This window comes from Dyadobacter fanqingshengii (assembly GCF_023822005.2).
In the GTDB taxonomy this organism is placed as follows: domain Bacteria; phylum Bacteroidota; class Bacteroidia; order Cytophagales; family Spirosomataceae; genus Dyadobacter; species Dyadobacter fanqingshengii.
In genome coordinates, this window is record NZ_CP098806.1 from 3,556,989 (window position 1) to 3,577,891 (window position 20,903).

A 20,903-nucleotide genomic window follows, 5' to 3' on the forward strand; every position below is an offset into this window, starting at 1 on the left:
TGTTATAAACCAATGTTCAAACCGAGCATGAAAACTCTTGGCTTCGGATAATCGTACAAGCCGAATCCCTGGTCGAAAGGTGAACCTGAGTTAGAAACTTCGGGGTCATAACCCTTGTATTTGGTTGTCACGAAGAAGTTCTGAACCGAACCGTAAACCCTCAAACGGTCCAGTTTAAGCCTCGAAACCACAGTAGCAGGGAAAGTGTAAGCAAGCAGCAGGTTGCGTCCGCGGATAAATGAAGCATCGGTCACCTTGTGGCTGTCATTATTAGTCGTGTAATAGGCGTTGATCGGACGCACCTGCGCGATCGGCGTGTTCTGATTGGTTTCTGTCCAGGCATTCAGCACCGTTTTGTAGCTGTTTGCAATGCCTTGCCTGTCCTCCGCAGAGTGGATACTTCTGTCAAGGACATCATTGCCGTACATATATTGCAAGTCAACCGTCAAGGACAATGCTTTGTACTGGAATGTGTTAAGGAATGTTCCAAAACCGTCGGGAATTCCTTTTCCAATGATCGCACGGTCATTATCATTTATGGCACCATCATTATTAAGGTCCTTGTACTTGACATCACCAGGCAGCATGTTGTATTTTTTGGCCACCTCGGCTTCTGCCGTAGACCAGGTTCCTTCATGAACCCGCCCGAAGAACGATCCAACCGGCTCTCCTACCCGCACAATCGTGTTTCCCGAAAAAATGTCACTGCCTCCCGAAAGCGCCAGCACTTTATTTTTGTTCACGGAAATATTGAATGTCGTGCTCCATGAAAAATCACCACTCTTGATGTTCGTAGAATTCACTGCAAATTCAACACCCTTGTTCTCCATGCTGCCGACATTGGTAAAAATGCTTCCATAACCGCTGCTCAACGGAAGCGGCGCATCCAGCAACATTTTGTTTACTTTTCTTCTGTACAGATCCAATTCGAAGCTGAGTCTGTTGGAAAGTAATCCCAGTTCTATACCAAAATCCACCTGCTGTGTTTTTTCCCACTGAAGATTCGAATTTGACATACGGTTGACCCCAGTTCCAATGTTCCGGACACCTCCAAAAATAACGTCATAGCTCTGTAAACCTGCCAAAGCGCGATAAGCCGGAATTTCAGAGTTTCCTGTCGCTCCATAGCTCGCACGGATTTTCAGGTTGGAAATGGCAGCCACATTTTTAAGGAATTCTTCTTCACTCACCCGCCAGGCCAGTGCCGCAGACGGGAAGAATGCATAACGGTTGGCATCCCCGAACTTGGACGAACCATCCAGACGACCGGTGAATGTTACCAGATATTTATCCATCAGGCTATAATTAAGCCTTGCGAAGTAAGAGTTAAGTCCGTAGGCAGAAGCGCTGGAAGTTGGCGCCAGTGCCGTTGCTCCTGCACCGAGGTTATTGAACTGAAAATAAGTGTCCGTAAAATTCTGGCTTCTCGCAGCATTGTCGAAACGGTCCACGTGCTGCCACGATAATCCAAGCACCGCGTTTACAGAATGTATTTTACCAAATTCCTTTGCATAGGTCAGGTAATTTTCAAACTGCCACGAGTTGAACCTTCTGCTGGTTATGGAAGCGTCACCATTATTAGAAATGTATTGAAGGCCAGCCGCCGCAAAGTAATCTTCGCGCTGATTGATCACATTGGTTCCAACTGTTGATCTCAGTTCGAGTCCATCGGCCAGTCTGATGCTAGCATACATATTTCCAAGCATTGTTTGCGTCCGCAGGTAGAAAAGGCGTTCTGCAACAACCCTGAGCGGACTATCGCCTCCTTCCATGCCCGGGTAATCCCTATTACTGGCCCATTTGCCGTCAGGGTATTTTACAGGGATAATAGGCAATGCTTCCAAAACCTGGCGCATAGCTGTGATCCCGCCGCCACCCAGCTGGTCAATTTGCTTTTCATTCTGATCTGTATAACCCAGCGTTCCGCCCACTTTCAGCCAACTCTTGATCTGGCTATCGAATACAAAGCGGCCAGCGAAACGTTTCTGCCATGATTCGCGTGCAATCCCGTTTTCATTGCGGTAATTTAAAAAAGCGCCATAGCTGCCTTTTTCGCTCCCGCCCGTCAACCCAAGCTGGTGATTTTGGGTAAAAGCTTTTTGGAATGTTTCATCCTGCCAGTCGGTGTCATAAAGCGGATTGCCACTCGAATCGAAAAGCAATGGATTGGTCCGCTTCAACTTTGGGTCGGTATATTTTGTGCCGGTAGCCCAACCCACGGGATCATATTTTGCAGCATTGGCATAAAGGGTTTCTTCTACTTGCAGAAACTCTCTCGAATTCAAAACAGGCAATTTTTTTGGCACAACACCAATGCTGAAATCGCTGTCATAAGTCACTTTACCACCGCCCGATGTTCCGCGCTTGGTCGTAACCAGGATAACGCCATTGGCACCGCGCGCACCGTAAATCGCTGTGGACGAGGCATCTTTCAAAACTTCAATAGAAGCAATGTCATTGGGGTTAATGTAATCAATGGGCGTACTTCCGTTTCCAAGCTCAACTGCATTCAGGATCACTCCATCGATGACATATAGCGGGTTATTGGACACTGAAATGGAGCTCGCTCCACGGATGCGGATGTTCGCACGACCACCCGGACGACCCGAGTTGGATGAAACATTCACCCCGGCAATGCGGCCCGAAAGTCCCTGATTCAATGATGAGGCTGGTCTTTCCTGCAAAACTTCACCTTTGATGGTTCCTACGGCCCCGGTAAGGTCGGATTTTTTTACCGAGCCATAACCCACAACAACGATCTCGTCCAGCGCATTTTCGTCAGGCAGCATAGCCACATCAATGCTCGACTGGCTCCCAACCGTAACTTCCTGCGATTTATAACCTACAAAGCTCATTACGAGCACATTCTGTCCACTTCCATCCGGAATGTCCAGTGTAAATTCTCCTCCCGAACCTGTTGAAGTCCCGCGTTGCGTTCCTTTTAAAACCACGCTCACACCTGGCAAGCCGCTTCCCGCTTCGTCTGAAACCTTACCTTTAATGGTCCTGTCAACGGCTGCCTGTTGCACAGTGGTCGGGAAAGTTACCGTTTCAGGGCTGAGGATCTGCTCGGGTAAAGCGCCGGATTCCTTCGCTTCTTCTTTTCCTGGAACAACCTCTTTCGCTTTAAACTCAGTGATTACAAAAGTATTTTTCCTCGTCTTTTTGAAAGTCAAACCATTCTGTTGCAATAGTAACCCGAGATTTTTTTCAAGTGACTGATTGAAATCCAACATACCGGGGGCAACATTGACCGATCGTACGAGCCGGTCTTCGAAAATGATCTCCACTCCATAATGTTTCTGCAAGTCCAGTAATACGTTTTTGAGCTTCATTTCCTGACCAAAAGCGTGGTGCTGTTTGGTGGGAATGGAAGCGTAAGCGATAATCTGGGAGTGGGCAACCAGCGAGGATTGCGTCATCAGCACAATCCCGATCGCTGCCCATTGTTTAGCTGATAGCGTTATATTCATAGTCAATTGATTTAGGTATTTATTAATTCTTTAAAAGGATCGTATCACCGTTTTGCTCGATTTTCATGTCTAGAACTGCTGAAACCGTCTTCAAAAGTTCATCGGCATTCTTCGTTTTGAAATTTCCCGTAATGGTGCGCTGCGCCATTTCTGCATTGGAAAGCTTCACTTTCTGACCAAAATTCTCGTCAATCATTGCCACGATCTCTTTCATGGAAGTTGAATTAAAAACATAGCGCTGCTCTTTCCAGGTGGCAAATGTGTTGGTATCCTGCTTTTTTGCCAGTTTTACAGCTCCTGCATGGTCCACAACCGCCAGGTCACCCGGTTCCATCATCACTTCCTTGCGCTCATTGTTTTGGGAATAATCAATGCGCACGCTGCCGCTTTTCAAAGCCACCTTGGTCCCTCTCGGCCGGGCGAAAACAGAGAATGTTGTCCCCAGCACTTCCACCTGAAACTGATCCGATGTTTTTACTACAAACCGCTTATTATCAATGGTATGACTCACCGAAAATTCTGCCTCACCTTCCAGAACCACATTTCTGACTTTGTCATCGAAGCCGAATCTTGGAATTCTCAGCTTTGAGTTGGAGTTAAGCGCAACCCGGCTGCCGTCTTCCAGATACACATCCGTCGTTTGCCCGTAGGCTGTCTGATAGGTTTTGTATTGAAGCGGTTCGCGAAACCACCAGCCAAATCCGACAAAGAATGTCACCGACGCGGCCATCAGCCAAAAACTATTGGAGCGGGCTGAGAAAAAGTTGGGTTTTGGATTTTGTAATGGGGATTTTGCAAATTCTACCGTTGGTGCAATGTCCGTTTCCAGACGATGCAGCAAAAATTTGATCGCGGCATCCTGGTCCGGGACAAACTGAGGGCTTCTCATCTCGTATTCCATCAGCCATTGGTTGAAGGTTTCCGCGTTCTCCGTTTCGCGGATCCAGTCTTCGACCAACTGTCGTTCCAGCGGATTGGCTCGTCCCGCCAGATACTCGAACAGCGTATATTTCGATATAATTGTTTTCATAATATTTTCAGTTCGACGTGTGACTATGGCCCTGTCAGGTTTGGTCATCAGAGTTAGATGAGGGTCAAATTTAAATGAAGCTTACCAGTGTGAGCCCCGCGGAAATCATCCATTCACCGTGCAGCGCCAGTCTCAGGTGTTTCAAGGCTTTGGAAATATGGACCTCCACGGTTTTCGGTGAAATATGAAGCTCGTCAGCGATCTCGTGGTATTTTTTGTTCTCAAAACGGCTGAGCAAAAATACTTTCTGGCATTGCATCGGCAGGCGAGCAATCACTTCATTTACTTTCAGAAAAAGGTTATTGTAATGGATCTCAGCATCCGGTTGCTGATGATATGTTGAAATGGTATTTTCTTCGTTCGCTTCCAGGGAAGCCATTTTCCCGAACTCTCTACGCATATACGTATAGCATTCATTCCGCACCGACCTGAAAAGATAGCTCGTATAGGATGACGTAATGTTCTCGTAAGCTTTGGTCCGGTAAAACTGGAAAAACACCTCGCTAACCAGGTCCTCGGCAATTTGTTTGGAGTAAACAAATCGCACTGCGTGACTGCATAGTGGGTTATAATAACGTCGGAACAATAATTCGAGGCCCTTTCCCGGATTTTGTTCAAATGTTGCCTTTAAAAAAACAGCAGAATCGATTTCACCAACACTACTCTTCCCTTCGTGTAACGGAGACACAAATGTACTTGTGCGCTTTGATTCCTGGTTAAGCAAAGGATCGTGCATTGAGTCTTTATTTAATGTAATAATTAAAAGACTTTTTTGTACTCAAATCCCCTTAGTCTGAATTAAAAAAAACTAAAACTTTTTTTAATTATATCGTTTGCAGCATACGGGCAACAAAAAAACCGTCACTCGGACAAGTGACGGTTTGGCAATGTATCTGGGAGACTACAAATTCTTCGCTTTCATTTCCTTAACAGCATGATCCGCCGCCCGGGCCGTCAATGCCATATAGGTTAGTGACGGGTTTTGCGTAGACGTCGAAGTCATGCAGGCGCCGTCGGTAACAAACACATTCTTGCAGGCGTGAAGCTGGTTAAATTTGTTTAGCATCGACGTTTTAGGGTCCTTACCCATCCTTACACCGCCCATTTCATGAATGTCGTTTCCGGGATTACGGTGATTGTCATTCGCTCTGATATTTTTGAAACCAGCTTTGGTAAACATTTCACTCACCTGTTCAATGTAATCCTTGATCATCTTTTCATCATTGTCGTCGTAATCCACGTTGATTTTCAACATCGGCATGCCGAAAGGATCTTTTTGCGTTTTATCGAGCGCCACGTAATTGCTTTCTTTTGGAATAGTTTCACCCATCATGTGCGACCCTACGCTCCAATTGCCGTATTGTGTCTTCAAAAGGCCAGCTTTCAGCGATTCACCCAGTCCGCTGCGGTCGTTATATGTTTCGCGATCAGACCCGAAACCGGCTGCATAACCCCTTAAAAAGTCTGTTTCCTGCTTATATACATTGCGGAACCGTGGAATGTAACCGCCATTCGGGCGACGTCCTTCCTCGGTGGAATCCAGGAAGCCTTCGTACTCGGCAGAAACCGTTGCGCGGTAATTGTGGAACGCTATATATTTTCCCAGCACACCGCTATCATTGCCCAGGCCATTCGGGAAGCGGGATGAAGTGGAGTTTAGCAGGACAAGATTGCTGTTTATTGCAGCTGCATTGAGGAAAATAATGTCGGCATAAAATTCCATCATTTCCTTTGTGTTGGAATCAATAACCCGCACGCCGCTTGCTTTTTGTTTTTTGTCGTCATAAATGATCGAATGCACCACAGAATGCGGACGCAATGTCATATTACCGGTTTTCATCGCCCAGGGAATGGTGGACGAATTACTGCTGAAATATCCGCCGAAGGGGCAACCCCGCTCACACATGGTACGATGCTGACATTTCGCACGGCCCTGGTCCAAATGAATTTGTTGCGGGTCGGTGATATGCGCAGCGCGGCCGATGATAATGTGCCGGTCTTTGTATTGCTTGGAAACAGATTCTTTAAAATATTTCTCCACGCAGTTCAGCTCGTGCGGCGTCAGGAATTCGCCATCCGGCAATGTATCCAGGCCGTCTTTATTTCCGGTTATGCCTGCAAATTTCTCCACATGGCTGTACCAGGGCGCAATGTCATCGTAACCGATCGGCCATTCTACGGCAAATTTATCGCGTGACGGGCCTTCAAAGTCGTACTTGCTCCAACGCTGCGTCTGGCGTGCCCATAGCAGCGATTTTCCACCCACCTGATAGCCACGGATCCAGTCAAACGGTTTTTCCTGAATGTAAGGATGCTCATTGTCCTTGGCAAAAAAGTGCGCAGAAGATTCTTTGAAATTATAACATCTGCTGGCGATCGGATTCGCGTCGGTAATTTCTTTTGGAAGACGTTCGCGGTGCTCGAATTCCCACGGCATCATGTTCGTGGTGGGGTAATCCTTAATGTGCTGCACATCACGGCCGCGTTCCAGCACCAGTGTTTTCAACCCTTTTTCAGTCAGCTCCTTCGCCGACCAGCCGCCACTGATTCCTGAGCCAATAACAATGGCGTCATAGGTGCGGGCTTTTTTACTGTCAATATTAAAATTCGCCATAGTTTTTTGGGGAGACAGGAAGGGAAATCCTAGCCTTTTGTAACCGGAACACAACCGTGGTAACGTGCCGGGATCATTTCATAATGGGTCAGGTTGGTCATCACATATTCGGACGACATATAACCTTGAATAGTCAGATTTTTCACCATTCCCAGAAACGCTTTCTGGCTTGCATCGCTGCTTTTGTCAATGTCTTGCAAAAGCTGCATCCGCTGATCTTTACCAGCATCCGCGAATGACTTTCCAAAACGCTGAATGCTTTGCTCGTCCAGATTGGAAATGCCGCTTTTCAGGCTTGCCTGCGCTTTGCTGTCGTAACAATCGGTCACCATTTTTTGGACAAAACCACCTACGCCCAGTTCACCTGCGCCCGGTGTGTCCGTTTTTGGAATAATGGTTTCCACCATTCCCGTTAATATTTTAGATTGGTCGGCTGAAAGCAATGTGCCTTTTTCCAAAGTGCTTTTGCTCCATCCGGACGCCCATGCAGGCAGTCCCGCCATTGCGCCCACGGCCATTGCCATGCTCTTAAGCGCTACCCGTCTTTCCATTTCTTACTTTATTTAAATGTTGTTGTTAGGAATATCAAACCCTCATTCTTCCAGAAAATCAAGATCCCTGCCGTGTGTTTCAGGAATGGTCAGAATGCAGAAAAGGCCTATTGCAAAGCAAATTACTCCAACCATCGCCCCTGAATTAATGACTGAAAACGAGTCTTTAAAAGTAGCAAATAAAGTTGTCATCAGCACTACTGTTCCACGCACCATGTTGGGCACTGTAGTGGCTGCCGTGGCCCTTAAATTTGTCCCAAACTGCTCAGCGCCAATCGTCACGAACATCGCCCAGTAACCAATCCCAAATCCCAGCAATGCTGCCACGCCGTAAAATGTTGACACAGATTTAATTCCAGCGTACAAATAAACTACGCTCCATATCAACGTAAATATCATGAGATAAAATACAGCCTTCTTCCTCGATTCTAACCAATGACTGAGAAATCCGCTGCAAAGGTCACCCATAGATAACCCAACGTAACACCACATGATGGATAATCCGGGTTTGACAACTTCGGATAGTCCCAGCGCTTTGCCGAACTCATTGCTGAATGTGGCCAGGATCCCGATCACAAACCAGGTAGGAAGCCCGATCCCGATGCATTTGAGATAACGGACCAGCCTGTCTCGATTTGTGAAAAGCGCGAAAAAGTTACCCTTTTCAACGTGTTTTTGGTTTTTAATGTCTTTAAATATCCCGGATTCAAAAACGCCGACCCTCAGCAAAAGCAAAGAGATTCCCAGTACGCCGCCGATGAAATAGGCATATCGCCAATCAAAATATTCAACTGTAAAATAGGCTACTACTGCACCTAAAAGGCCAATTCCGGCGACTAACGATGTGCCTATGGCGCGTAAATGTTTTGGCAAAATCTCAGAAACCAATGTGATTCCTGCACCCAGTTCTCCCGCGAGGCCGATGCCTGCTATAAACCTCAAAAGCTTGTAAGTGGTTGGATCCTGCACAAAACCGCAGGCAATGTTGGCGAGCGAATAAGTGATAATGGAGCCAAAAAGCACGGATAAGCGGCCCTTTTTATCTCCCAATACACCCCACAAAATCCCCCCCAGCAGCAATCCGGTCATTTGCCAGTTCAGGATGCTGGCGCCTGTTAGAGAAATTTCGGTTTCTGAAAGTCCAAGTGAGGCGAGGCTGGGCAAGCGCACAATCCCGAAAAGCAGCAGATCATATATATCGACAAAATATCCGAGGGCAGCGACAATGACGGGGGCACTAAAAAGGTGGGAAACATCTGATCGCTCAGCAGTAATGGTTGCCATTCTGAATGTTATCGGGTTAAGGAGTTGTAATCAATTTATATAAATAGCCGGATTTTCACCCGGCTATCGACCTTTTTTACATCAAAAATTAGGCTGCAAATGTAATTGACAAAATAATATATTACAATTCTAATTTTTGCTTGTCTTTTAAAAGCTGCTCTTTCAATTTCGCGTAGTCCACGTCCTGAACCGCAACGTTGGCATCGATCGCCTGCACCGCTGCGGATGCTGCACTTTGGCCCAAAATCATGAAAACCGGCTCCATTCGGATCGATCCGTAGGCAATGTGTGAGCTGGACAAACAAACCGGAACGAACAGATTCTGGCATTCTTCTTTCTTGGGAACAATGGAAGCATAGGAAATGCTGTAAGGCGTTTTGGGATGCACGCCAATGTCCCCCTCATTTTGTACAAAACCATCCGCTTTCACGTAGCGCTGTGCATTATGCGCATCCAGTGCATAAGAGCCCATTCCGATCGGCTGCTCAACCTTCGTCAGGCCAAGCGTATGGTTCTCGTTCATCACCGTCGGCCCGATCATTCTGCGCGCTTCACGCACGTAAATTTGATGTGGCCAGCCGCCATTGTCTTTAAATTCATCTTTTGGTAATCCCCACTGGCTCATTTCCTTACGCACGTCTGCTGGAACACTTGGATCATTGGTTAGGAAATACATCAGGCCTCTTTGATATAGCTCATGCTCCTTAATAATCTCTTTTCTACGCTCGTAGGTTGCGTCCGGGTAATCGTAATTTTGACCAATAAAATCGGTGCTGAATGGGCCGTGGTTGTTTGTATCCGTCTTTTTGTTTGGAATGGGATCATATTTATCAAATGTCTCCGTCCAGCCTGCTTTGTAAACCCTCGACAGCAACTCATATTTAGCGGGATCATATCCTGCCGGTTTTTCGAAAGGAATGCGGTTATCAGGGTTTGCAGAAAGGCACATGCGGAAGCAGTAGGCCTGGATTTTGTTGTCGCCGGAGCCGTTTTCTGCAATTTTTTCATCGCTTATATAAGGAAGCAAGCCACTTTTTGGGTCGCCTTCTACTTTGTACGGGCTGATGTTCTTCTTAAAATAATGTCCGTGCTGGAAAACGCCTGCCTGCACACCATTCCATTTCTCATTATAAACGCTGTTAGCCTCGCGTCCTACATGATATTTTACACCCGCAGCAGCCATTAAATCACCTTCATATGTGGCGTCGATGAACATTTTCCCGGTGAAAGTTTTTCCTGAAAGTGTTTTAATGGAAACGATCTTGCCATCTTTTTTCTCAACACCGCCTTTGCGGTCCAACCATTCGTCGCGGTAGATTTTAATGTTGTTTTCTTTCACAAAATCTTCGAAAACCTGTTCGGCAGCGTGCGGCTCGAAAATCCACATCGTGCGGTCGGCTCCGTCCATCGCGGGAGTTCCCTGGCCTTTGTTGCCATATTCCTCCTTTTTCTGCCATTTCCAGGCTTCGGGCTTATCATAATGTTGATATAACCTGTGATAAAATTCCCTCGCAAGACCACCGATCACCGATTTGTTACCCGTATCTGTAAACCCCAGACCGCCAGAGGAAAGTCCACCCAAATGCTTGTCCGGCGAAACTACGAGCACTGTTTTACCCGACTTAATCACCTGAACAGCAGCCGTAACGGCCGCGGAAGTTCCTCCGTAAATAATCACATCGGCGCTTAGGCTGTCTTTTGCTTCTTCATCCTTCTTTTCGGAACAGGAAGGGCTGCCGGCGATTAAAAAGAATGCTATTAGATAAACCAAATACTTTTTCATTGCAATTAATTATAGGTTGGGAATAGGAAAAAATTAATAGCCTGGATTTTGGTCCTTTGCAGGATCCAGCGCCTTGTTATAAAGCAATTCAGAATTCGGGATCGGCCACATCATGTGCTTTTCGGCAACGTCGATGTTCTTCACTTCTTTGATCCGTTGTTTGGCAATGCCCAGGCGTTTCAGATCAAGCCAGCGCTTGCCTTCGTACATGGTTTCATAACCTCTTTCACGCACAACGAGGTCAATGAATGTGGTTGCCGTTTGACCCGCGAGTTTGAAATCCACCGCAGAGGCGGTTTCCGCATTAAGGCCATAAGCCCTGCGGCGCACTTTATTCAGACTTTCCAATGCTTCTGCGGTTGGAGCGCCATTGGCTCTTGTTGCGGCCTCCGCATGAAAAAGCAAAAGATCGGCATAGCGATACCACGGATAATCATTTCCGCCGCCATTGGTCGCAGCCGGGTCGCGAAATTTTCTGTATAAACAGGTGTTCGGGCCAAGTCCAACGTCCACATTATACAGGATATGGGTTTTACGCAAGTCCTTCATATCCCAGGTTTTGATGAAAGAATTGGACGTAGAATCGGTGTATTGCGCATACACGCCGCCCGGACCATAATAACGATATTGACCGATGGCGCGGTGGGCATATGCAACCAGCCCAAAACCTTGCTGCCGTGAATATTTGAAGTAAAAGATCTCCTCCGGCGTTGATACTACTTCCGGCCCGTAAATTTTTTGAAAATCCTCTGAAACACTCACTGGTACAAGCGAATATTTTGCCGAAGCAATCACTTCCTTTGCTTTTTCAGCAGACTCTTTCCATTGCTCCCTGTTCAGGTAAATTTCCGAAAGCAGCGTTTTGGCAGCCCATTTGGTCGGACGGCCCACTTCGGAAGGTGAATCGGGCAGGAATTGTTCAGCATTGAGGGCGTCGCTCAGGATCAGTTCATAAATTTCGTCCACACTCGCGCGTTTCACGTCGGATTCGGTCATGTTTTTTTCAGTGCGCAATGGCACGCCACCCCAGTTTCTTACCATGGCGAAATAGATTAGTGAACGCAGATATTTGGCTTCTGCAACGAATTTGGCAGCGTCTTCCGGCGTGATCTCGGTTCCTTTTGGAATGTTTTGAATCACAATGTTGGCATTCCGGATTGACTGGTAAAAGTTATCCCAGATCGTCCCAACGCGGTTAATGTTGGTGTTGTCCAATCCCTGATACAAGCTTACCGGCGTTTGGCTGCCTCGCGAATTTCCATAATCTGCCAAACCTTCCAGCTGCGACGGGTAATTGATACCCAATGCATTATCCACTCTCATAGGACCGTAAATCGCATTTACGGCTGCCCGCGCTTCGTCCGCAGTGTTGTAAAAATTTTCCGCCGCAAGGGATTTTGGTTCTTCTTTTAAAACATCATCGCACGCGGAAAGGCCAAGCACGAGGAGTAAACAAATAGCTATATTTTTCATTATAGTGAAGATTTTAAATTGATTGATCAGAATCCTATGCGAAGGCCGATGGTGGTTGTTTTTGCAGTAGGATAACTATAATGGTCAATGCCCATGCGAATGGAGTTGGAGCCGCCATAGGAACTGATTTCAGGATCAAACCAGGAATATTTGGTAAAAGTGATCAGGTTTTGACCGCTTACGTAGATCTGCGCATTGGTAAGCCACTTAATATCTTTGATCGGCAGATTGTAGCTCAACTGAATGTTCTTCACACGCAAATAAGAGCCGTCTTCCACAAACCGGTTGGAAACCTGGGCTTGTGAAACCTTACCTGTGATCAGCGGATATTTGGCATTGGTATTGGTTGGTGTCCAGTGATTTTCAAAAACTTCACGCGGCATGTTCAGGGCTTGACCGTAATCCATGGTCTGGTTTACCGAGCTCAGATTGAAAATATCATTTCCTTTCGATCCCTGAACAAATACATTCAGCTCGAAATTTTTGAAAGACATATTGGAGTTGAAACCGTAAATCAGCTTGGGATTTGGATTGCCAATGATGCGTTTGTCGCCGATATCGCGGGTTCCGTTGTTGTTGTAATCTTCGTAAACAATCTTCCCGGTTTCATCGTAACCTTTTTCCACATAGCCATAAAACGCTCCGATCGATTCACCTTCTCTCAAAACATTAATGTTGTCATTGATCACCGAAATATTGATCGCCTCACCGAGCACATCATTGCCGCCATATAATTTCAGCACTTTGTTTTTATTGATCGAAGCATTGGCCGAAACATCCCATTTGAATTTACCGCTCAGAATGTTCGCATTGGCAGCGATCTCAAAACCTTTGTTCTGCACTTTGCCCACATTATTGATCGTATAACCATAGCCCAAAGAAGAAGGCAAAGGCACATTATTAAGCAGATCCCGTGTGTTTTTGATATAATAATCCAATGTCAGCGAGAAGCGGTTTTGCAGGAAACCAATGTCCAATCCAATGTCGGACTGCGATGTGGTTTCCCATTTCAATGGTCCCGCCAGACGTAAACCCGGCGCATAGTACGTTGTTAATGCATCGCCAAAAACCACTTTTCCCGACGCAAGCTGGTTCAAAGTGAAGTAAGGATTGATGGCAGTGCTTCCCGTTTCGCCATAACCAACACGGATTTTCAGGTCGGAAATGAAAGAAATATTTTTGATAAAATCCTCTTCCGACAAACGATAGGCAATCGATCCCGAAGGAAAATAACCCCATTTCTGGCCTTCTGTGTAACGGGAGGAACCATCGGCCCGAAAACTGACCGTAGCCAGCAATCTATCATTAAATGAGTAGTTAAATCTGGCCAAATAAGACAGCAATGACCATTTGGAGTAAGTTGAGAACGGAACGCCCTGCGTCGCTGCTGCGCCAATGTCAAACGATTCCTGAATGTCACTCACAAATCCGCTTCCCGTGGTGTTCAGCTGCGTTGTCGTAAGGTCCTGATAAGTAAAACCGGCCACGGCAGAAATATTGTGCTTGCCAATTTCCTTCACGTAGCTCACAGTATTTTCGTTCAACAAGCTGGTTGTCTGGGTGGTATAAATCCCGGCAGATCCCAGAGAGTTGACAAACTTCTTGGTTGTATAAGTGTCCGTGCGGTCGTCCGTATTTTCTATCCCTCCGGAAATTTTAATAGAAAGACCTTCAAAAGGCATATAAGTCAGCGCGCCATTGGCCAATACTTTGTTGGAGCGAATGTGGTCCGATTGCTGCTCGATGAAGTTCAACGGGTTGGTGATCACATTGGAACCCCAGGAATAAATTGTAGCCAAATTGGAATAATTCCCTTCCGGCGTTAGCGGGGCAACAGTTGGATATCCCGACAGCATTGCCGAAACAAGCGACGAACCACGGTTTCCCCCTTCTGTGTTTTTACGGTCGGAATCAATTCGGCTTAAAATTGTATTAATGTCGAATTTAAACTTTTTGCTGAAATCAGTGCTCAGGTTAGCGCGAACCGAATTGCGGACATAATCGCTTCCGATAATGATCCCTCCCTGATTGAAATTGCTTCCTGAAACCGAGAAACGCGTTTTTTCATTTCCACCATTTACCGAAACAGAATGATTTTGGATGGCTGCCGTCTGCAACGCGAGATCTTGCCAGTCTGTTCCTTCGCCCAAACTATTGATTTCGTCCTGCGTAAAATGAGGCGCTAGTCCGTCATTTGAAGCCTGTTCATTATAGAATTGCGCATATTCCTTCGCATTCATCATTTCGATCTTTTTCCTTGGCTTTTGGAAACCCACATATGTATCGAGATCCACGCTCACCCTGCCGGATTTTCCTTTTTTGGTTGTGATCAAAACAACACCATTCGCACCTCTGGAACCATAAATGGCCGTTGCAGAAGCGTCTTTCAGGATTTCGATGGATTCTACGTCCGCATTGTTCAGCAATGTTGGGTTACCGGAATAAGGAAAACCGTCCACCACGTAAAGTGGCTCATTACCACCCTGGACCGAGTTTGTTCCTCTAATCCGAACGCTGATCGGACTTCCCGGTGCGCCTGTGTTTTGGGAGATCTGCACGCCGGTTGCACGTCCGGCCAATGATTGCATGAGGTTGGTTGCCGGGTAAGCATTCAATTCTGTTGATTTGATAGACGCAACCGAACCTGTGAGATCTGATTTTTTCACAACACCATAACCAACCACCACCAGCTCATTCAATGCTCTTACGTCCGCTTCCAGCGTTACATTGATAACGCTTTGATTTTCAACGGGAATTTCTTTGGTTACATAGCCTACAAAGCTCAATACAAGCACGGCATTGTCAGGCACGTCGAGTTCAAACCCGCCGTCGCCGTTGGTCGTCGTGCCCGTCTGCGTTCCTTTCACCACAATGCTGACGCCCGGCAGCGGCGTATTTGTTTCATCCACCACCTTTCCGGTGAGATTGCGTTTGGGCGAAATCCCTTTCGCAGGAAGTTCGGTTGGAAGCGCGTCCTGCCTTTTGAGGATAATAATTTTGCCCGAAACCTCATATTGTAACCCCAATGGCGTCAATATCTGGTCCAGGACTTCGTATAATGGCTTTTCAGTGGCGCTAACCGTCACCTTTCTGGCCGACTTGATCAATTTGGAGCTGAATACGAACCTTACATCCACTTGCTTCTCAACCTGGTTCAGGACTTTCCTTACTTCACTGCCCGTGGCAACCACCGTAATCTTCTGAGAAAGAAGCGACTGTGCGTGACTGTCGTGGGCAAAGCCGGTTCCAATGAACCATACGGCAAATATCAATTGTGTGGCTGTTATTCGCATCGTCCAAAGTAATACCTGGCGGTATTTAAAGGGTTTTTTCATAGATTTGATTGTTTTGTTAAGATTTGAAAAACTGGCAAAACGATCCCTGCCTCCCCTAAGGAGGAAAATGGCGACAACCAAAGGGATTTATTTGAGCCGGTGATGCGGGAACATTGCCGGCTCTTTTTTTAGGTTAATCTTTCTGTTTCTTATTCGAATATTTAGCTAGCGGGTTTAAATTATATTACTGATTTACAATGTCTTGTATGGTTAATTTTTGCATCCTGTGCTGTGGATCACGATCTGCCCGTCGAGGATCTCATAACTAGCCTCAACTGCCTGACAAATGATGAAAAGCTTCTCGTGAAGTGTCTGATTATCAAGCGTTGCCGTTAGTGGGCAATCTTTTAATATTTCGGCGTCATACAGAATTTCAATGCCATAGGCTTTTCCTATCGTCGCAAAAACCTCACTTGCCGGTGTATCTTCAAATTCGAATTGCGGGATTTCGGCCTTAGGCACAACCATTTCCGGTTTTTCAACCAGCGTTTTCACCATTCTGATCTCTTCACGGGAGTAAATAATCTTTTGATTCGGATGCAGCACAATGCCTTGCAGCTCGCGACCGGATGTTTTTTGTTCCAATTCAGGATCGGATTCAGCAAAAACGGACACGCGTCCGGTCTTCACTTCCACCGTAACTTCATTGGAATTCCCATAGGCTTTGATGGTGAAACTTGTCCCTAAAACCTTGGTAACCAAGCCATTGGAATACACGAAAAACGGACGCTCAGAATCTTTGGCAACATCAAAAAATGCCTCGCCTTCCAGAAAAACCTCGCGCCTGGCGGCAACGAATTTATTAGCGTAACGGATGCGGCCATTCGCAGACAGCGTAACCTTGCTGCCATCCTCCAAAACAACCGTCATAGGCTTCATGGAAGGATTCCATTTTTCGGTTACGCTATCCTTGTGCTCCTGAATGGCCTTTGCAAAAGTGATTTTTTGCGACTCCTTTTTAGTTGTAAGTGAATAAATGATCCAGCCGGAAATGAGCAGGAATGCAATGGACGCAGCAATGCGAAGCCATGGGAAACTGTAAGCTTTCGGCTGTTTTGCCGGTTCTTCAAACGATGGATATTGCTCCGAAGCATTGATCCGGCCTACGGTTTGCTTGACAATGTGCGTGATCTCAGGATCGCTGATTTCCGGCTCGTGCAAACGTAATGACAGCACAATGCTTTTTGCCTGCTGGACTTTTTCGTGTGCATCGGCATTGTTTTCGATCCATTCTTCCCAAAGATCCTCGGTCTCGCGGGTGGGAGAAAGGACCCACTGGCGAAAAAAAGTGTCCCAGACAAAATCTTCAACGGTAAAATCTTTGTAACGATCCATAGGTGAGCTTGCTTCTAAGATACGATAGACACAAACCGGATCGGGATACCAATAAATTTTAAATTATTTCTAAAAAAATCACCAAAACCGCTTTCTTGGTGGCATTATGACCCTTTTTTATATAAATAAATGAATTAGGAAGAAAGTCAGGAATTCGGCTTTCCAGTGCTTTTTCAGCTGTTTGATCGCGATTTGCAGTAAATTGGAAACGGTTTGAGGGGAAACAGCCATGATTTCGGAGATCTGCTCGCGGCTCAGTTCCTGGAAAAATTTGAGATAAATAACTTCCTTTTGCCGCTTTGGAAGTTCCATGAGCAATTTTTCGAGCTGGCGCGTGCGTACAAGCGTCGATTCGTTATTAATGTATTGCTGTTCAACTGAAAATTCAAGGTCAAATGCCTCGTCCACCTGCTCCACGTTTCCCTCTCCTACCCAGGATTTTGAGGAGACGCTTCTGTGCATGAGTCGGCGAAGAGAAGCCATCAAGTAAGGCTTCACGGCCACATCAGCGCTCAAACTCCCGCGCTTTTCCCACAAATGCAAAAACAAATCCTGGACTGAGTCCTTTACAAACTCCTGATCTTTGGAAAATTTGCATCCGTAACGGAAAAGCACGCGAAAATGCGAAGACATCAGTTGCTCGAACGCAGCCACATCTCCCAACAGAAACTGTTGCCAAAGCGCATTGTCATCAGAAGATTGAGGAGGCTGAGAATGTGGTTTCATAACGCATTGTAAAAGTTGCACAAGGTCACACAGGCAAGCTTGCTTCATTACAACGATTAATCAAACTTAATCCAATTTTCATCCTATACCAAAAATTTTTTTGTGCCTTCACTTCACTCGATCATCACCCTGACAGCTCTTTTTTGATGATGCTTATTTTCAAAATGTACTATGTACATGCCCGACGCCAGCTCCTCTGCAGGACGAATTTCAATTTTATCCGTTGACATGATCTCTGACGAAATGTGAATGTCTCTTCCCCACATATTAAAAAGCCTAAGCGTAGACTTTTTAATATGCTCAGCTCTTAATGTGATCAATTTTCGCGTGGCCGGATTGGGCGTGACGAGCACTTCTCCTGCTTTCAACTCGGACACGCCGTTTCGTATCAATATCTCATGAATGCGGATTTTACCCTGCCCATTCCGGAACCGCATTTCGAAATTGGAAAGTTTGGTATCAGAAAAAAGCGAGTTACCGGGATAGGCTTTGCTATTGAGGCTTACGGGCTCATTATCAACCCATAAATCGTAAGTTCCGGGCAATGCATTGTGTGTGACTGCATTGGCAGGAAATAGCTTGTAAGCCAGCAACTTTTTGGAATTGTTCAGAACCCAGGTTACTGTAACCTGCTTCTTTTTGCCGATAAGCTTGCTGGTATTTTGCGTGGCAAAGTCCTTAATATTGAACCCTCCTTCCAGAAAATTGAGCGAAAACTTGCCAAACATCAACGCATTCCCCGGAAAGGAATGGTTATCCGGATTGAAGTTTTCACCCACATAAAAATACATCGCATTCAACGCGGCCAACTGCACTGACTCGGCGCTAAGGGTGATTTGAATGAACAATGTTTCAGGATTAGGCGTAAAAGGCGTGGCCCGCAGGACACGAATGATCCCACCGGTCGCTGAATCCTCCTGCGTCCGCACCAGATCCATGTAACCTTTGGAGAATTTGGAAAAAGAGAGCGAAGGGACCGTCTGAACAATGTGGCTAAATTGGCCGGAATCAGGTTTTGGATTCAAAAATGGCCCTGGTTTCAAAAAATCCTGATGAAAATAAACCGTCTGCGCGAATGCACATTGAAACACCGCAGACAATAAAACAACCGCAAAAACTCTGGATAAATGATAGAAATGTGACGTCATAAAACATGGGTTTTATGCATTTAGACGTCACGTTTTTGTATTGGTCACAAAGTATTTTAAGAATTTTTTTGGCTTCTATATGGCTTATCGGAATCGACTATTACCGCTTGTGATTTCACTTTTCCTGAGTAATATTGTATGTTACACATACTATAACCTCAATGAATGATCCATTTTACGAGTTCACCTCGCTGAATAACACAACTCGTTTTGATTTTCTAAGCATTGGCAAAAGGGAAATTCATAAAGCCGTAATTTATAGTCAAAGCGCCGATCCCCAAATTTTCTTTTTAAGTCTGGCGAATGTCTCACAAGAAGATTTATTGGATTTTGTGACAACCAGCAATAACGGTGACTTGAAAGTTGTTTTGGCAACCGTCGTTCAAACATTAATAACATTTCTCGACATTCATCCAACGGTAATGGTCGCTTTTACGGGTAATACGCCGTCCAGGTCACGTTTATATAATATTCTTATAAGTCAAGAGCTCGATCAAGTGTCCGCAAATTTCATAATATTCGGTATTAAAGGAGACCGTATTGAACTATTCACGCGAAATAGCTGCTACGACAGCTTTCTTATTTCTCGTAAAAATGTTAATATTGATTAAAAAAAGAATTATGGCAACTACACACAAAGACAAGACTGTAACCGCTACTCCTGTCAAAAAAAAGAATCTTGGACCTTTTGCAACGGAAAAAGAAGCTTCGGAGGCGAAGAATGGAGAGCTTTGGGAGAGGCTTTCCAAAATGAATGTCAAAGAATTCGTCAATAATCATTGACCGAAACCGAAAAAAAAATCTTCAAAACTCAACGATCATACGAAAGGTCATTTCGAGATTTGTTTTAAGCAAAAGGCCCTGTCAATGTCATCACATTAACAGGGCCTTTTGCTACTACTCCCTACTTCGCAGAAGTCAGCTTCTTAATCAACTCAACTTCATCCTTCTTATACGGTGTTCCGTCTTTGCGGAAGATGTCGTGGAACCAGAGTTCTGGTTCGGCTGTGTAGGTTTTTTTCCAGCTGTCCCAGGGATAGATCGTTTGGGATTTGCCGTCTACGAGGCCCCAGTTGATGGCTCCTACATTGTATTTCTTGGCGATAGGCAATGAGCCTTTGAAGAAGCTTCCGTTTCCGCGCGACATATATTCCGTGCAGATCATCGGGCGACCGTATTGCTGTAATTGTTTAATGCGCTTTTCGAAATCTGCGGCGTCTTCGTAGTTGTGGAATGTAATGATGTCTGATTGGTCAATCATTACTTTTTCGATGGGTGTCAAAGTTTCATGTGTCTCCCAGTTTCCGTTCCAAACTCCTGCGGTTAATGGTTGCGAAGGATTTACAGAACGTGCCCAGACGAATGCCTTTGAAAGCAATGGAATCACATAATCCACTTTGTTTGGCAGTTCAACTTTACCATAAGAGCTTGTATTCGGATTGTCCGGCTCGTTCCAGATGTCCCAGGCCAAAACACGGCTGTCATTGGCAAATGCGGCAACCGTTCCTTTCACATATCTTTCCAAACGCGCATATTGCGTGCTGTCTTTCAGTGCTTCCAATCCCGGACTTTGTACCCAACCTGAGTTATGAACGCCTGGTTTCGGAGCACGTTGTTTTCCCAGTTTCGGAAACGGGTCCCAACAGGAATCGAATAGCACGAATAATGGCTTGATCTTATGCTTCTGGGCAATGTTTAGAAATGTGTCCAAACGCTTCACAAAACCAGCTGAATCCTCCTGAAACAAAAGATCGTGCAAATAAACGCGCATGGTGTTCATGCCGATTTTAGACGCCCATCCCAATTCCCTGTTAATGGTTACCGTATCAAAATCAGCTGCCTGGAACATTTCGAGCTGGTTAATGGCTGTGCTGGGCAAAAAATCTGCTCCAACCAGCCAACCTTGCTGACTATACCATTGATTGGCTTGTTCTTTTGTCCAGATCTCGCGCGGATTAGCCTGCTTTTTATCCTCCGCATTTATCGCAAAACTTTGAAAGGAAAGGCAAATAAGGAGCGCCCAGACTGTTGTTTTTAAAAATTTCATTCCGTCAAGGATTTTAAATTATAACTATTTTAAAAGAGGTGCAGCCGTCTATTCTATACTTGGCTGCGCATTGAGAATTTCCGGCCAGTTCCTTCCAGGTCTGA

At 45.7% G+C, this 20,903-nt stretch carries 15 protein-coding genes; 2 read left to right on the forward strand and 13 right to left on the reverse strand.

What is annotated here, in order from left to right; translation table 11 throughout:
• Positions 1-2 precede the first annotated feature (2 nt).
• From NFI81_RS14795 to NFI81_RS14850, 12 genes are all read right to left on the reverse strand, one after another.
• Positions 3-3,473: a SusC/RagA family TonB-linked outer membrane protein gene (locus tag NFI81_RS14795; RefSeq protein ID WP_234611682.1), complete on the reverse strand. Its 3,471-nt coding sequence runs from the start codon at positions 3,471-3,473 to the stop codon at positions 3-5.
• A 22-nt stretch (positions 3,474-3,495) separates the two neighbouring features.
• Entirely contained in the window at positions 3,496-4,503 is a 1,008-nt protein-coding gene (locus NFI81_RS14800; RefSeq protein WP_234611681.1) for a FecR family protein, read from the reverse strand.
• Between the two features lie 70 nt (positions 4,504-4,573).
• The gene (locus NFI81_RS14805) at positions 4,574-5,239 is read right to left on the reverse strand and encodes an RNA polymerase sigma-70 factor (protein WP_234611680.1); all 666 of its coding nucleotides are present in this window, start codon (positions 5,237-5,239) and stop codon (positions 4,574-4,576) included.
• Positions 5,240-5,404: 165 nt separating this feature from the next.
• Complete coding sequence (locus NFI81_RS14810; protein ID WP_234611679.1) at positions 5,405-7,117, reverse strand: GMC oxidoreductase; 1,713 nt, start codon at positions 7,115-7,117, stop codon at positions 5,405-5,407.
• A gap of 29 nt (positions 7,118-7,146) precedes the next feature.
• On the reverse strand, positions 7,147-7,668 hold the full coding sequence (locus NFI81_RS14815; protein WP_234611678.1) for a gluconate 2-dehydrogenase subunit 3 family protein: 522 nt from the start codon (positions 7,666-7,668) through the stop codon (positions 7,147-7,149).
• A 42-nt stretch (positions 7,669-7,710) separates the two neighbouring features.
• Positions 7,711-8,952, reverse strand: a complete 1,242-nt coding sequence (locus NFI81_RS14820; protein WP_234611677.1) for an MFS transporter — start codon at positions 8,950-8,952, stop codon at positions 7,711-7,713.
• Positions 8,953-9,073: 121 nt separating this feature from the next.
• Positions 9,074-10,735 carry an FAD-dependent oxidoreductase gene (locus NFI81_RS14825; RefSeq protein ID WP_234611676.1) on the reverse strand — a complete coding sequence of 554 codons (1,662 nt, stop codon included), beginning with the start codon at positions 10,733-10,735 and terminating at the stop codon, positions 9,074-9,076.
• A 33-nt stretch (positions 10,736-10,768) separates the two neighbouring features.
• Positions 10,769-12,208, reverse strand: a complete 1,440-nt coding sequence (locus NFI81_RS14830) for a RagB/SusD family nutrient uptake outer membrane protein (RefSeq protein ID WP_234611675.1) — start codon at positions 12,206-12,208, stop codon at positions 10,769-10,771.
• Positions 12,209-12,234: 26 nt separating this feature from the next.
• Positions 12,235-15,543 (reverse strand): TonB-dependent receptor, encoded by a 3,309-nt coding sequence (locus NFI81_RS14835; protein ID WP_234611674.1) that lies wholly within the window; start codon positions 15,541-15,543, stop codon positions 12,235-12,237.
• A 210-nt stretch (positions 15,544-15,753) separates the two neighbouring features.
• Positions 15,754-16,878 carry a FecR family protein gene (locus NFI81_RS14840; RefSeq protein WP_234611673.1) on the reverse strand — a complete coding sequence of 375 codons (1,125 nt, stop codon included), beginning with the start codon at positions 16,876-16,878 and terminating at the stop codon, positions 15,754-15,756.
• A 117-nt stretch (positions 16,879-16,995) separates the two neighbouring features.
• On the reverse strand, positions 16,996-17,604 hold the full coding sequence (locus tag NFI81_RS14845) for an RNA polymerase sigma factor (protein WP_234611672.1): 609 nt from the start codon (positions 17,602-17,604) through the stop codon (positions 16,996-16,998).
• A 113-nt stretch (positions 17,605-17,717) separates the two neighbouring features.
• Positions 17,718-18,752, reverse strand: coding sequence for a T9SS type A sorting domain-containing protein (locus NFI81_RS14850; RefSeq protein ID WP_234611671.1), 1,035 nt, complete (start codon positions 18,750-18,752; stop codon positions 17,718-17,720).
• Positions 18,753-18,913: 161 nt separating this feature from the next.
• On the opposite strand from NFI81_RS14850, the gene NFI81_RS14855 reads away from it, so the two are divergent.
• Both NFI81_RS14855 and NFI81_RS14860 read left to right on the forward strand, forming a co-directional pair.
• Complete coding sequence (locus NFI81_RS14855; protein ID WP_234611670.1) at positions 18,914-19,363, forward strand: DUF6934 family protein; 450 nt, start codon at positions 18,914-18,916, stop codon at positions 19,361-19,363.
• Between the two features lie 10 nt (positions 19,364-19,373).
• Complete coding sequence (locus NFI81_RS14860; protein ID WP_234611669.1) at positions 19,374-19,535, forward strand: hypothetical protein; 162 nt, start codon at positions 19,374-19,376, stop codon at positions 19,533-19,535.
• 121 nt (positions 19,536-19,656) lie between these two features.
• On the opposite strand, the gene NFI81_RS14865 is transcribed toward NFI81_RS14860, so the two are convergent.
• Positions 19,657-20,799, reverse strand: coding sequence for a cellulase family glycosylhydrolase (locus NFI81_RS14865; protein ID WP_234611668.1), 1,143 nt, complete (start codon positions 20,797-20,799; stop codon positions 19,657-19,659).
• Positions 20,800-20,903 lie beyond the last annotated feature (104 nt).